The sequence below is a fragment of the Rhizobium esperanzae genome (genome assembly GCF_002204185.1).
Taxonomy (GTDB): Bacteria; Pseudomonadota; Alphaproteobacteria; order Rhizobiales; family Rhizobiaceae; genus Rhizobium; species Rhizobium esperanzae.
Map to the genome: position 1 here is coordinate 1 of NZ_MXPU01000014.1, position 13,543 is coordinate 13,543.

The 13,543-nt window shown below is 57.6% G+C and carries 11 protein-coding genes and 2 pseudogenes; 5 read left to right on the forward strand and 8 right to left on the reverse strand.

The features are described 5' to 3' along the window. Nucleotides 1-187: pseudogene (locus tag B5E41_RS20285) on the reverse strand (hypothetical protein); the annotation flags it as partial. 13 nt (nucleotides 188-200) lie between these two features. On the opposite strand from B5E41_RS20285, the gene B5E41_RS20290 reads away from it, so the two are divergent. Together B5E41_RS20290 and B5E41_RS20295 are read left to right on the forward strand one after the other, a co-directional pair. Beyond that, the gene (locus B5E41_RS20290; RefSeq protein WP_245303122.1) at nucleotides 201-473 is read left to right on the forward strand and encodes an McrC family protein; all 273 of its coding nucleotides are present in this window, start codon (nucleotides 201-203) and stop codon (nucleotides 471-473) included. A 237-nt stretch (nucleotides 474-710) separates the two neighbouring features. After that, complete coding sequence (locus tag B5E41_RS20295; RefSeq protein WP_088395840.1) at nucleotides 711-3,404, forward strand: UvrD-helicase domain-containing protein; 2,694 nt, start codon at nucleotides 711-713, stop codon at nucleotides 3,402-3,404. Nucleotides 3,405-3,491: 87 nt separating this feature from the next. Here B5E41_RS20295 and B5E41_RS20300 read toward each other — a convergent pair whose 3' ends face one another. Next, nucleotides 3,492-4,712 carry a phospholipase D family protein gene (locus B5E41_RS20300; RefSeq protein ID WP_088395841.1) on the reverse strand — a complete coding sequence of 407 codons (1,221 nt, stop codon included), beginning with the start codon at nucleotides 4,710-4,712 and terminating at the stop codon, nucleotides 3,492-3,494. A gap of 682 nt (nucleotides 4,713-5,394) precedes the next feature. Between B5E41_RS20300 and B5E41_RS20305 the strand changes: the two genes are divergently transcribed. Both B5E41_RS20305 and B5E41_RS20310 read left to right on the forward strand, forming a co-directional pair. Further along, on the forward strand, nucleotides 5,395-6,066 hold the full coding sequence (locus tag B5E41_RS20305; RefSeq protein ID WP_088395842.1) for a transcriptional regulator: 672 nt from the start codon (nucleotides 5,395-5,397) through the stop codon (nucleotides 6,064-6,066). A gap of 129 nt (nucleotides 6,067-6,195) precedes the next feature. Next, nucleotides 6,196-6,762 (forward strand): hypothetical protein, encoded by a 567-nt coding sequence (locus tag B5E41_RS20310; protein WP_088395843.1) that lies wholly within the window; start codon nucleotides 6,196-6,198, stop codon nucleotides 6,760-6,762. Nucleotides 6,763-7,091: 329 nt separating this feature from the next. Here B5E41_RS20310 and serA read toward each other — a convergent pair whose 3' ends face one another. Continuing rightward, entirely contained in the window at nucleotides 7,092-8,330 is a 1,239-nt protein-coding gene (gene serA / locus B5E41_RS20315) for a phosphoglycerate dehydrogenase (RefSeq protein WP_064843696.1), read from the reverse strand. 390 nt (nucleotides 8,331-8,720) lie between these two features. Here serA and B5E41_RS20320 point away from each other — a divergent pair, with 390 nt between their 5' ends. After that, nucleotides 8,721-9,554: an oxidoreductase gene (locus tag B5E41_RS20320; protein ID WP_064843697.1), complete on the forward strand. Its 834-nt coding sequence runs from the start codon at nucleotides 8,721-8,723 to the stop codon at nucleotides 9,552-9,554. Between the two features lie 252 nt (nucleotides 9,555-9,806). On the opposite strand, the pseudogene B5E41_RS32790 reads toward B5E41_RS20320, so the two are convergent. The 5 genes and pseudogenes from B5E41_RS32790 to B5E41_RS20345 all read right to left on the reverse strand — a co-directional run. Next, a pseudogene (locus B5E41_RS32790) lies at nucleotides 9,807-9,887 on the reverse strand (hypothetical protein); the annotation flags it as partial. Nucleotides 9,888-9,890: 3 nt separating this feature from the next. Then, on the reverse strand, nucleotides 9,891-11,369 hold the full coding sequence (locus B5E41_RS20330; RefSeq protein ID WP_064843698.1) for an aldehyde dehydrogenase: 1,479 nt from the start codon (nucleotides 11,367-11,369) through the stop codon (nucleotides 9,891-9,893). Nucleotides 11,370-11,383: 14 nt separating this feature from the next. Then, nucleotides 11,384-12,094, reverse strand: coding sequence for a haloacid dehalogenase type II (locus B5E41_RS20335; RefSeq protein WP_064843699.1), 711 nt, complete (start codon nucleotides 12,092-12,094; stop codon nucleotides 11,384-11,386). After that, nucleotides 12,091-12,420: a putative quinol monooxygenase gene (locus B5E41_RS20340; protein WP_064843700.1), complete on the reverse strand. Its 330-nt coding sequence runs from the start codon at nucleotides 12,418-12,420 to the stop codon at nucleotides 12,091-12,093. Before B5E41_RS20340 ends, B5E41_RS20335 begins: the two co-directional genes overlap by 4 nt. Further along, on the reverse strand, nucleotides 12,417-13,532 hold the full coding sequence (locus B5E41_RS20345) for an isocitrate/isopropylmalate dehydrogenase family protein (RefSeq protein ID WP_064843701.1): 1,116 nt from the start codon (nucleotides 13,530-13,532) through the stop codon (nucleotides 12,417-12,419). The genes B5E41_RS20340 and B5E41_RS20345 overlap by 4 nt, the downstream gene beginning before the upstream one ends. Nucleotides 13,533-13,543 lie beyond the last annotated feature (11 nt).

Sequence of the window (13,543 nt, forward strand, 5' to 3'; positions counted from 1 at the left end):
CCACAGAGCACACCGTGACGCCGGGCTCGCAACTCTCCGCAATAATCTGCGCCTTCTGATCGTCGCTCCATTCGCGACGACGGCCATTGCCTGTGAAAACCTCAAACCGGCGTATCGGCTCATCCTTAGTTTTAAGCGTAAGTTCTGAAATCGACATATGTCCAAGCCCTCTTTCGAGGTTGAACATCAATGATCAAGCGATGATCCGGAAGGTGGGAGCAGGACAGCGCTTACAACGGCTCAGCAATGATCGCGACAAAAACTACGAGCTGAGCCAAGCTGATTTTTATCAGCTCTTTGCGTACGGGCAAAAATACCTCGGTGGTACTGGTGAAATGTACCTCGTCTACCCGGCGGTGTCGGATTTCCCCATGATGCGGGCGCCGTTCAAACTGTCAGATAATTTGCTGTTGCATGTTTTACCGTTCGACTTGGAGCGACGGCAGGCTCCGTACACATTCCTCGCAGGCTGAAGTTGGCATGTGCCGCCCCTCATTGCTCGCTAGCCGCAGGATCGGGCCGGCGCCCATTTCGTTGCCGCCCTCGCGATGATTTGGAACATCTCAATATGTTGATGCTACACGGTTCCGAGGATCGCTGTTCTGGGCATATCGGATGTGGCTCTAAGTAACTTGTTCTCTGGCCGGGCGCGTACATATCGCCCCAGTTTGCTTGCGAGATTGTTCTCTTCAAGAAACTGGAAGCTGACCTTGGACTCGGGGCGACCTGAAAGCGTCCGGCTGCGTCAGGATGGCGACGAAGAGTTCCGCTGCCTCGAGATCGTATCCGTTTCCACTAGCAAGGCTCTCCTCTGGCATGCCGTCGAGGTCCGCACACGCAACAGAACGGAAACCCTGTCAGGGCTAACGGGTGAATCTGCGGCACAACTAGTCGCAGACGTTCATGCATTCATCAACGCCTACCTCTTTGGCCTCATCGGCAACGAGAGAGAGCGCTTGCTCGATGTCGATGCCAAACTTCGAGAAATCACAGCAGGCAACCGGCAATATCTCGCGCAAGCCGATCTTGGACAGGCTATCACGAGCGTGCCCGGCAATGCCGCCGCGGCGCTCGCTCATCCGCTTCTCGATCCACAACTCATGCCGGTCGGGCTCAAGAAGTCTTTACCGGCTTCGTTCGCAATGCTGACCGACCCGAGCGTTCGCCACGCCTATAATGAAGCGTTCGTCAGGTCTGAGCTGCTTGAATTCCAGCATTTCTTCGACCATCTCGATGGGCGATCGCTATCCGATCAGCAACGCGAGGCTTGTATCCGGCTGGACGACAATAATCTGCTGGTTGCCTCCGCCGGTTCCGGCAAATCGGCGACCATGGTCGGCAAGGTAGCCTATGTGTTGGAAAAGAAGCTCTATCGACCAGACGAGATTCTGCTTCTCGCCTTCAATAAAAGCGCCGCCGATGAACTCAGGACCAGGATTGCGAGACAGCTCGGGGTCGAGGAAAGCGCGCTGGAGTGCCGCGTCACGACGTTTCACGCGCTTGGACGCGGTATAATAGAAGACGTGGAGGGACGCCCGCCCCAGCTTGCCAACTGGGTAGATCATCCTGGCGGCGAGACCAAGGTAATAGAAGAGATCATCCGAGGCCTTGTCGAGACAGATCTGGAGTTTGCCAGATTGTGGAGCGACCTGCTTGTGGTCCATCCCAAAGCAGACATGCCGGCCGCGGTTTTCGACGTCGAGATGGATTTTCGCCGCTACGTGTCGGATCGCATCAGGAAGGGCGCCGCTACGATAGGTTCGCTTTCCGGAGTGACCGTCAAATCGTTGCAGGAACAGAAGATCGCCAACTGGTTATGGCTGCACTCCGTCGCGTTCGAATACGAGCGGCAGATCAAGATCGAAAATGAGGACGGCACCTTTCGACACCTGCATCCCGATTTCTACTATCCGCTGACCGACACGGTGCATGAGCACTTTGCGCTCAACGCCGACGGCACCTCGCCCTTCGCAGATTATGTCCAACACGCCGACAGCAAACGGCAGGCGTATCGCCGGAAAGAGATCGATTTTTTCGAGACCACCTCGGCGCAGGCCAGCAGCGAGACGATGCTCAGCACTCTTGAAGCGGAACTGGCACGGCGCGCCATGCCCTTCGAGCGCAAGAGCTATAAAGAAATCACTAAGGCCCTCGAGCCGGTCGTGATCAAGCATTATCACAAGCTTATATCCACCTGCATCAAGCATATCCGCGCCAGTCATCTGACGCTCGAAATGCTGCTCGAGCGCGCCAAGACCCTGCACGACAAGGAGCGTGGCAAGCTCTATGCGCGCGTCGTGTGGACGATCACGCAAGGGTATTCCCGGAGACTCGAAGAATCCCAGCGGATCGATTTCGACTCGATGATCGCCGATGCTGTAAGTCTGGTCCGGACCGGCCGATATCAAAGCCCGTATTCTCTGATCCTTGTTGACGAGTTCCAGGACATTTCCGAGCCGCGGGCCAACCTTATCAAGGCGCTCAAGCAGCAGAAGGCGTTCAGCAAGGTGTTCGCGGTCGGAGACGACTGGCAGTCGATCTATCGCTTCGCTGGCTCTGACATCACGATCTTCATGCAGTTCGAGGCGAATTTCGGAGCCAGTTGGCAGGGGCGCCTTGAGCAGACCTATCGGTGCAACCAGCTCATTGCGGAGACGGCCGCGAAGTTCGTCCAACGGAATCCGGAACAGATCACGAAATCGGTGCATTCGATACGTGCTGCGGTACCTCGCTCGATACGGGTGATACCCATCGATGGCAAAGGTGGCAGGCCAGACTTCGGGTTGGCCTGTCATCGCATTCTCGAGCGGCTTGATGCGTTCTTGGAAGATATTGCGTCGCAATGGCGGAGTGCACCAGGCACCACGCTCAAGGTTTTGGTGCTGTGGCGATACAATCACGTTGACCCGTTTCAAGGAACCCTACCGTCCTTTGCAAACATCGAGGTTTCCGGCCAATCGTTTCATCGGGCGAAGGGACTCGAAGCAGACTATACGATCCTGCTTGATGTCAGCGAAGGCGATTACGGTGTGCCGAGCCGGGTCGAAGACGACGAACTTCTTAATCTGGTGATACCCCGCCCCGAAACGTTTGCCTACGCCGAAGAAAGGCGCCTGTTCTACGTTGCGCTGACACGCGCCAGCCGCGGCGTGTACATCGTCACCAACAGCCGCCAGCCGTCACGATACATCCGCGAACTTTGCGAGATCGCGGGCGCTGAGGTCCGCTTCGAGACGACCGAGGGGGCTGTTTTACGCCAGTGTCCTACCTGCCTAGTGGGCCAGATCATCGAAATCCGCAATCGTGACGGCGCGGTATTTTGTGGGTGCAATCAGTTTCCCGATTGCAGTCGGACTGAGCGAAGCCCTGTTCGACCGGTGTCGAGATTGCGAAGGAGGAGGTGAAGCGACTCACATCAACCCCACAGGTGACTTGGGGCGGGGTGGCCATCGATGTCCGGCATGGCCGTCAGGATGCTGAGGTAAGCGTGGTCAGGCATGTTCGTCGTAATAGATCGTGTCAAGCATGGCGACTCGATAATCCCACAACTCGCTATCATCCCCGTCTGGGCGCGGTGCGTTATACCAAGGCGATGACTGGATCGGCACAATGACTCGATCCCAGTAATTTTCCAACGCAAGTGTTGTCGGGGCGAAATTTAAGGCTTTCGCCAAATTGGCCTTGTTCTTCCCGTTCGCGCAAACGAACGTGTCCGGACGTTTCATGGCGAGAAGCCGCGTCGCGGTAGGGTATTCGCCGATGTGATGGGCTTTGGCATCCACAAACGCTTTGCGGAATCTGCGACAATATTCCGTGAAATCCTCCAGCATTACCGGGTCTTTCCGGGGGATGCAGTCCAAGGCCGCGCCAAGCTGGCGGTCTTGCTTCGCTATTAGACCGGCGAAGTCGCCGTTACCGCCCATCGAGCCGAACCAGCCCCAATCATGGCCCCCAAGGCCTACGGCTTCCTTCTCGGCGTTGCCGAGCGTGCCGGCGATCCCCTTACATTCTGTCACTGAAAGGTCAGAGAACCGGCCGGCACTTGCGAAAAGGCGCTGAATTTCGCGAAGTAGTCTCATGCGGCGCTTGAAATGATGGTGAGGGTCGAGTTTTGCGGTCCGCGCGAATTCGTCCCAACTCATCATGGCCAAGGACGAGATGAGCCCCTTCCCGCTCTTCTTGTCGTCGGGAAGGATTGGGTCGCGCTGGCCGCGCCGCTTTCGAGCGGCCTCGAATTGTCGACGATAGCTATCCGCAAGTATCTTGGTGACAGGCTGTTTCAGTGCATCATAGCCGGAAAGCTCACTCTGTATCTGGTCGAAAATCTCATTGTTGGCAGAGCCTTCGATGTGCAGGCAAGCCTCGTGATTCAGGCCGAGGCCGCCCTTCGTGAAATTGGCACTTCCGACGATGGCTTCAGCTTCACTTCCGGTTCGAAACAAATAGAGCTTGGGATGGAAGATCCGCTTGTCTGCTTTGGCGATGAAGGCATTCTTGGTGCCGATTAGCCGCTCAACAAGATCGGGTGAGGTCGCAAAGCCGTTTAAACCGAAGGTGACGGAGCGAAATTTCGCCTTGTTTTCCATCAATCGATCGGCCAGTTTCCCATTGTATCCCCAAGCTACTGCGATCTGGATTTCATCATGGTCGCCAATAAGGCGATTCAGCAGGGCTGGCATTGTTCCGGCGTTAAGCAGCGCGACCTTCATCATTCCCCCCAAAAGCTAAGCCGGCGTCAAGCGACGGCCCAAGTCCCACACTCAGAACCAAGGCCTTACATGTGAAGTCTTTGGATTTGATTGCCGCCCATCCGCTCAATCGACATCGCCTGGCAAAATAGCCTCTCAAGGGCGCCTACCTTGGCTGGTTCCGTTCTTTGAGGGCGACACGCAAGCCACCTTGGACCCGCCGAGGGAGCCAAATTTCGCCCTGAGGCACGCGTCCCCTCGCACGCTCGCTTGCTGGGTGGCCGCGAATGCGGCAAGCCAATGGGCGCGCAGACTTGAAGCTTCAGAATGGTGAGCCGAACCGTCGGAATCGGCTGCGGCTGGAGTCTGAGCGCAATTGGATGGAGTTGGGTGGGGTTCATCCCTTAAGGAAGTTCGGCATTGCAGCTGACACGAGCGTTGTGCTGTGTTTGTTTCCGATTTGTGCGTCTAGGATCGCATAATGGATCGTCGGGAACCTATGTATGTCTCGGACAAACTACAGGTCGCCGCTTCCTTTCAGTATGGACCGCCATCAGCCCCATTCGATTGGCCACATATTCTGCTCCCGAAATGGTGGGGTGGACCGGTTATGACGGTAGGTATAGACGCGTGGTCCGGTAGGCGCTATTCGTGATGTACCAACATATCAGCAAACCATCCCGTGGATTCTCCAAGGCCTCTTGTATTGAAAAAAGTGCAACGCAGTTTTGCCGTCGAGTACAAAACCGGCAGGCGAAAACTCGATAGGTCAAACTCGATCTGGGGCAACGTTGATTTGAAATCCGTCGCTCGCGACCTGGAGGAAGAGGCAATGCCGTTTCTGTCGGGTAGCTCTCAGAGTGGCAAATCCGACTGCGAAATGTCTTTACCAAAAGCAGATCAGGTCGAGCCGTTGTTGACAGCGCCTCTCGGGCCGTCGACAACTGCATCAGACACACAGGAGATAAGCATGGCCGACGAGACTGATACTGCAACCAGTGCCGATGTGCCGACCGTTGTCGAAACGCCTATTGCGCCGAAGAAACAGCGCAAACTCCGGGCCAAGAAAACCGCGGCACTTGAGACGCCGTCAGCTGACGCTGCGGCAGAGCCAGCAGTTGCTCTGGTCGCCGCCGGTGGTGTGAAAAGGAGAAGGCGCAAGGCAAAGGTGATCGAAGTTACGGCGAGCGCCAAACGCGCACCTGTGCGCCGCACTCCAAAGGCTGTGCAGACAGCGCCGGTCGCGCCGATGACGGCGATCGATGAGATGGCGGATCTCCTGCAGTTGGAAGAGGAAAATCAGCGACTGCGCAAGCTTCTGGCTGAAAAACTTCGCGCTGAAAATGCCGATCTGCGCAAACGGCTCAAGCTCGATTGACAAAAGCGGCTGGTCAATCGCCGGCCGCATTTCCATGCTTATCGAGAGATACAATTTGGCAACGGTGAATGCTGTTGCCGGAACTAAAACTCACTGCCTGCTTGCGGGATAAATCGCGAGGTCGGATAGATGGCGTCTCCCTGGAAATTTCTTGCCCGTCTGATCTCACCTGGACGCCAACAAAAAAGAGAAAGCGGCTCGAACGAGAAGGTTACGTCGGTGGCGTTGCCTATTTCCGGTCCGACTGAAGCGCCTGCCGAGGAGAGCGTGAATGGCGCTGATCGACCGGTTAGCGAGGAGCTACCTCGTCATGGTCAAGCCGCTGCAATTTCCGTAGAGCCGGTGCATTCGGATGAAGCCAAAAACGGTGCCCGCGATAGGGTCGAACGCGGTGCAGCAAAAATTGGGCAGGCCGCTAATCAGGCTTTATCCGGCGGTACTGGTATCGACGTCACCGCTGCACATGATGATACTACGCAGATCAGGCGAACTGTCAAAGTGGCACCGCGAAAGCAAAGACGTCGCAGCAAGGAAGCGGTAGCGGTTGCGAACGTTTCGCCCGTATCCCAGATCGCACACATTGCAGAGGAGATAAGGCTCGATGAAGAGATCAGGGTGCTCAGGGGGCAGCTGGCGAGAAAGCTAACGCTGCAAAACGCGCAGTTAAGAAAAATGCTGGAGCGATTTGAACGGTGAACGTGGGGCCGAGTTGATTTTGCTCTACGCATTTGAATGGGCGTTCGACCCTGGTCAACTTGCATAGTGGGCTAGATGCTGGGAGTGCATGTAAAGGCGACGATGACATGTGGCGCAACTTGCGATGTGTTGATGGCCGAAATCTCCGACGACAATCAACGAGTTTCAGCCAACGTGCCAGGGGACGCTGCTTACGGCCAGTTCTTCTTCGACCACCGGTCCGCCTCCAGAGATCGCGGACCAATGAATCGACAACGGACATAGCGCCAGCATAAGTCGCAAATTCGCAAACGTTTAGGCCAAAGCGAAATGACGCGCAATCCACCGGGTTAGTAAAGCAATCGAGCGCGTATCGTTCCCGGAATCTGGCGAATTTCATCAAGGATGTCACCCGCTCTCTGGCCAATGCTCTCGGCCTCAATCACCACATAACCCATCTCGCCGTAGGTCTGCAGGAATTCGCCGACGATATTTAGTCCGCGGGACGAAAAAATCATATTCAAACTGTTCAAGATGCCAGGGCGATTTTCATGAACATGGATGAAACGTGTGCCGTTCGGTCGCGGAGGCAGTTGAACCTGGGGAAAATTGACCGCGCCCAGCGTCGAACCGACGTCCGAATATTCGACGAGCTTCCTTGAGACTTCCCCTCCGATGCGCTCCTGCGCTTCTTCGGTTGAGCCGCCGATATGTGGCGTCAGAATTACATTGTCCAAACCCTGTAGCGGCGTCTTGAAAAGTTCTTTATTGGATGCCGGCTCTTTCGGGAACACGTCCACAGCCGCGCCTGCGAGATGCCCTTCTTTCAAAACCGTCGCAAGCGCCTCAAGATCGACCACGGTCCCGCGGGAATTGTTGATAAAAACGGCTCCCTTTTTCATTCGGCGCAGTTCAGCCTCAGTGATCATGTTTCGCGTTGAACTGGTCTCTGGAACATGCATCGTCACATAATCTGAGATTTCGAGCAGTGCCCCGAGCGTCGCCATCGATTCTGTATTGCCGTGGCGAAGCTTGTCCGAGGGATCGAAATAGCGCACGTTCATGCCCATACTTTCCGCAAGAACGCCAAGCTGCGAACCGATATTGCCATAGCCAACGATGCCCAGCGTTTTCCCGCGAACCTCACGACTGCCGACGGCAGATTTTTCCCATCCGCCTTCATGAGCCGAAGCCGAACGCGGGAAGATCCGCCTGGTCAGCATGATGATCTCACCGATCACAAGCTCGGCGACCGAGCGCGTATTTGAATAGGGAGCGTTGAACACGGGTATCCCGCGTCGGCGGGCCGCATCCAGATCGACCTGATTTGTCCCCACAGAAAAACAGCCGACGGCCATGAGCTTCTTAGCCGATCTGAAGATTTCCTCTGTCAGATATGTGCGTGAGCGAATTCCCACAATATGTGCTTCGGCTATATGACTTTTAAGATCCTTGTCATCCAGAGCCTTCGGCAGATGCGTGAGATTGACGTAGCCTGATGACGAAAAGTAGTCCACCGCGCTCTGACTGATCCCTTCAAGCAGAAGTACGGAAATCCGGTCGCGCGGAAGCGAAAGAGGTCGGGACATTGGATTGCTCTCGATTTTGGAATTCATTAAGAAGAGGCCACAAAAGCCCACAGACAGGGCAACAGGATTCAGTCAGATCCACGGACATTTGCACATAATAACCGACTCCGGCGGTAGAACATATGGCGCGCCAGCGGACAGTTCCGCATTGTCCAAAGATCTACATCATTTCCTATTGAAGCCGAACTGGTCATAGAGCCGTGCGACGACTGCCTTGTCTGCGGAATTGTCGCCGGCCAACGCACGCGTCGCGCGGCTTTTGTGGATTGCAGATGAGCTTAGCTCAACGCAGTGATGATGTCATGTGATCTCAACCAAATCGAAATCCAACCCATATCGCTGATGCGTCGCTGGTAGCGGCACCACCTCAGCAATGTGGAGTATTAGCAAATGAAAACATGGTTCATCACAGGTGCATCCCGCGGTTTCGGTCGCGCTGTCGCCGAGGAAGCCATTCGCCGCGGTGATAAAGTCGCCGCAACCGCTCGTTCCGTCGAAGCGCTTCAAGACCTTGTGGCACTTTCTCCCGAAGGCGTCGCGGCGATTCAACTCGACGTCACCAACCCCGAAGAGATCAAGCACAGCGTAGCCGCTGCCCAAGCACGCTTTGGCCACATCGACCTCCTCTTCAACAACGCTGGGATTGGCTATTTCGCTGCGGTCGAGGAAAGCCAGGAGGCGGAAATTCGACGAATGATGGAGATAAACGTTTTTGGTCTTGTCAACGTCACCAATGCGTTTCTTCCTGCCATGCGGGCGCGGCGCTCAGGTACCATCATAAACGTCTCGTCCGTCGGAGGCATCCGAGCTTTTCCGGCTGTCGGATGGTACTGCGCGTCCAAGTTCGCTGTGGAAGCTATTTCTGAATCGCTCTCGCAGGAATTGCAGCCGCTCGGTATTGACATCGTCCTCATCGAGCCCGGCCCGTTTGCGACGGATTGGGCTGGCAACTCAGCACATGAAGTACCACCGGACGGTGAAATCGCCGATTACGGCAATACGGCGGGTGGCCAGCGCGCGTCCTTCCGACAGAACGTCGGCAACGAGCCAGGGGATCCGGCAAAGGCGGCCGTGGCGATTGTCAATGTCGCTCATGACGAGGACAAGCCTCTGCGACTGCCGCTTGGCAATATCAGCTATGACGGCATTCTCAATAAACTCGAGCAGGTCCGTCAGGAGATCGCGAAGCGAGAAGCGGTCAGCCGCGCCGCGGATCGGGATTGACGTTGTTCGGGTGGCTTCTGCGATGACGCTATTGGTGCGTATCGCGGAAAAGGGAGACGTCCTTTCAGTTTCCGTATCAGAGCTTGGGGCCCGAGCGAGACTGGGAATCCAGTGACAATGTCTCGCAGCGTTCGCCGGCTTCAAAGCGTGCCGTAGCCCGGGCGAGCCCATTAGAGCCGAGCTCACGTCGGCGTCAATGTCCCGGTCGTCTTCAGGAACGCCGATCAGCACCGTCGTTTTGAGGCCGGCGCGCGCGAAGATGTTCGCGACGTCGGTCGCTCCCGTGAAATCGTCGGCCACGCAGCCGACCAGCAACTTTCCGGCGGCCACCACGGATCACCTCATGATGAAGGGGTTGGCGACGTCGTCAGCGGTCGAGATCATCACGCTCTTCGTCTGCATGTAGTTCTGGATCGACGCGATGCCATTCTCGCGACCGATGCCGGAGTGCTTGTAGCCTCCAAGAGGCGACATATAGCTGATGACGCGGTAAGTGTTGACCCAGACCGTGCCAGCCTGGATGGCGGCCGAAACTTTCAGGATACGACGCATGTCCTGGGTCCAGAAGCCCGCGGCCAGCCCGTAATTGGTGTCATTGGCAATATGCACGGCTTCCTCATCGCTGTCGAAGGGGATGACCGCCAGAACCGGGCCGAAGACCTCCTCCTGCGCGATGCGCATGTCGTTTCGGACCCCGGAGAAAATCGTAGGTTCGACGAACCAGCCCCTGGAGAGCTCGGCATTGTCCGGCCGCCCCCCACCGAGAACGCATTCGGCGCCCTCGCCTTTTGCGATGTCGATATAGCCGAGGATCTTCTCGAGTTGCGGCGGCGTCGTCACGGGGCCAACCTGCGTCGACGTCAATAGCGGATCGCCCATTCTCGCCGTTTTTGCGAGGTTGACGATCTTCTCGAGAAACTGGTCGTGGATCTTTCGCTGCACGAGCAACCGTGAGCCCGCGATACATGTCTGACCGGTGGCAGCGAAGATGCCGGAGATCACCCCGTTGACGGCATTGTCGATCTCCGCATCGTCGAAGACGATGTGCGGGCTCTTGCCGCCGAGTTCAAGCGTAACCTTCTTGAAGTTGCGCGCTGCAAGCTCGCCGATCTTGCGCCCGGTGCCTTCACTTCCCGTGAAAGCGATCTTGGCGACGTACTTGTGGGTCGTCAGCGTCTCGCCGACATCCGCGCCGAACCCTGTGACGACGTTGAAGACGCCCGCGGGAAAGCCAGCCTGTTCGACGAGCTTTGCGAACTCAAGGGTCGAAGCAGACGTGAACTCCGAGGGCTTTGCCACGAAGGTGTTCCCTGCGGCGAGTGCCGGTGCCAGCTTGTAGGCGAGCAGCAGGAGAGGGGAGTTCCACGGCGTAATCCCAACGCAGACGCCGAGCGGCTCATTACGAGTGAAGTTGAAGGTGTCCGCCTTATCGATCGGGATGACCGCTCCTTCGATCTTGTCCGCCAGCCCGCCGAAGTAGTAGTACCACTGCGGGATGTACTTGAGCTGAAACAGCATCTCGTTGATGAGCTTGCCGTTGTCCGTAACCTCGATCGTCGCGAGATGCTCCGCTTTCTCGGCGATCAGGTCGCCAAGACGCCGAAGAAGGTGTCCGCGGGCGCTCGCGGTGAGCTTCGGCCACGGACCGCTCGTGAAGGCGCGGTGCGCAGCCTCGACTGCTCGTTCCGCATCTTCCCTGCCGCCCTTCGGAATAGCGGCCCAGGTCTGCCCGTTGAAAGGGTTCTTCGTCTCGAACGTATCTCCATTGGCAGCGTCTTCCCACTTGCCGTCGATGAACATCTTGTATGTCTGCATTGTCTTTCTCTCTTCTAGCATCCGAGTTGTCGGGCGAGGTCTTCGAGATCGTCGGCGACGTAATCCCAGCGCTGCTCGGCTGTGAGGTCGGTCGTCTGACCCTCGCCGTATTCGGTGGGTCGTGCGATGAATGCGGTTTTAAGGCCAAGGCTGCGCGCGGCGGCAAGATCGTAGTTGTGGGCAGCGCACATCATGACGGCCCCGGGCTCCAGATAAAGGAGTTTGCAGACCCCGAGGTAGGTCTCCGGATCGGGCTTGTAGTGCTGGAAAAGCTCGCAGGAGAACACGTTGTCCCACGGCAAGTCGGCAAGCTTTGCCATGTTGACGAGAATCGCGACATTGGCGTTGGACAGCGGGCCGATGATAAACTTCGACTTCAGCCGGTGTAGCCCGCGCGATGCGTCGGGCCAGCCGTCCAGGCGATGCCAGACCTTGTTGACGTGCATCATCCGGTCGTGGTCTAGTTCGGCCAGCCCCATCTCTGCGAACACTGCCTTCAAGGCATCGAGGTGAAGTTCGTCCAGGTTCGTCCACGGCAACTCGCCGCTGCGCACCCGCGCTTTCTGGGGATTGTAACGGTCTCGCCAGCGGTCGACGAGGCCGGGCCAGTCGATCTCCACGCCTTCCGTCGCGCCCCAGCCGGTGAGATCGCGGATGATTGAACCCCGCCAGTCGACGACCGTGCCGAACGTGTCGAAGACAATGGCCTTGACGCTATTGGTCATCTAGCGCCCTCCTTCTTGTGGGACGAAACGCGCTCGAACGTTTCCACTCGCTTTTCGGCCACCCAGTCTCGAACCATCGCATCAAAGCTCAGGAAGTGCGGCGTCTTCAGGTGGAAGTCGAAATCGGCTTTTGAGCCGTAGACTTCATAGAGGTAGGTGCGCTCCGGCCGCTCAGGATCGCGGCAGACATCGAACACTTCGCAGTTTGGTTCGTCGCGCAGCGACGTCGCCGCATTCTCGATTATCGCCGCATGGAAATTATCGGCGAACTGGCTCCGAACGACGAACTCAACGACCACGACGAAGCCTGTGGATGCCGAACTCATGCGACCTCCTCGCGGACGGCACCCAGAGCGCCGATCACGCTGCGCGTCATCTCCGCGCAATTGGCGCTTCCGCCATACTCCATTGGAACCGCGATCTTTGTCGACAAGGTGTGCTCGACCGCCGCCTCGATCAGCCCGGCGGCGTCAGCAAGCCGCTGATCGCCGTGCTTTACCGCTAGCCAGTCGAGCATCATCGCTCCTGACAGGAACATTGCGCCCGGATTGGCGACGCCCTTACCCGCGATATCGGGAGCGGTCCCGTGTGCCGGCTGGAAGAGGCCGTGGGTATCACCGATGTCCGCCGAAGGGGCCATCCCCATGCCGCCGATCAGGCCGGCCGCAAGGTCGGAAAGGATGTCGCCGAACATGTTCTCTGTCACCAGCACGTCGAGCGTCCAGGGCTTCTTCACCATGTTGAGCGCTAGCGCGTCGACGTAGGCATAGTCCCTGTGCAACTCAGGGTGCTTTGCAGCGATCTCATCGAAGACCTTGCGGAAGAAAGCCATCGAACTGAAGACATTCGCCTTGTCGACGCAGGTCACCGTGCCGGGCTTGCCGCGACGTTTGCGCTGGGCGGCGAGCTGGAAAGCGAATTCGGTAACGCGCTCGGTGCCGGCCCGCGTGATCTGCATCGTGTCGTAGGCCTCCTGGTTGTTCAGGACCTCGCCGCGCCCGCGCGCATAAAACAGGCCTTCTGTCTGCTCGCGGACCAGCACGAAGTCGATTCCTTCGGCGCGAGGATCGGACAGCACTTTCGGAAGGCCCGGAAACCACCGGATCGGACGGACACCTGCAAACAGGCCGAACTCCATGCGCAGGTCGAGCTGCGGAATGATTTCCGTCCCGTCCGGGAAGCGGATGTCGGGCCAGCCCATCGCGCCGAAGAGGATTGCGTCGGATGTCCGGCAGGCCTCGAGCGCGGCGGCGGGCAGGGCCTGGCCGGTCTCCGCGTAGTGCTGCGCACCGGCCTGATGCGTCTCAAACACGAGCGGTGGCGCGCCCGCCTGGCCGACGGCGGCGTCGATCAATTCCATGCAGGCAGGCATGACTTCCCTGCCGATCCCGTCGCCGGGAAGGACTGCGATCTTGAGAGTGTTGTTCAACGATGACATTTGAAACCTGT

Bases quoted from the DNA above. Each gene is read 5' to 3' on its own strand.
- B5E41_RS20290 (WP_245303122.1), top strand. From the start codon at position 201: ATGATCCGGAAGGTGGGAGCAGGACAGCGCTTACAACGGCTCAGCAAT.
- B5E41_RS20330 (WP_064843698.1), bottom strand. From the start codon at position 11,369: ATGCAGACATACAAGATGTTCATCGACGGCAAGTGGGAAGACGCTGCC.
- B5E41_RS20340 (WP_064843700.1), bottom strand. From the start codon at position 12,420: ATGAGTTCGGCATCCACAGGCTTCGTCGTGGTCGTTGAGTTCGTCGTT.
- B5E41_RS20345 (WP_064843701.1), bottom strand. From the start codon at position 13,532: ATGTCATCGTTGAACAACACTCTCAAGATCGCAGTCCTTCCCGGCGAC.
- B5E41_RS20320 (WP_064843697.1), top strand. From the start codon at position 8,721: ATGAAAACATGGTTCATCACAGGTGCATCCCGCGGTTTCGGTCGCGCT.
- B5E41_RS20310 (WP_088395843.1), top strand. From the start codon at position 6,196: ATGGCGTCTCCCTGGAAATTTCTTGCCCGTCTGATCTCACCTGGACGC.
- B5E41_RS20335 (WP_064843699.1), bottom strand. From the start codon at position 12,094: ATGACCAATAGCGTCAAGGCCATTGTCTTCGACACGTTCGGCACGGTC.
- serA (WP_064843696.1), bottom strand. From the start codon at position 8,330: ATGTCCCGACCTCTTTCGCTTCCGCGCGACCGGATTTCCGTACTTCTG.
- B5E41_RS20300 (WP_088395841.1), bottom strand. From the start codon at position 4,712: ATGATGAAGGTCGCGCTGCTTAACGCCGGAACAATGCCAGCCCTGCTG.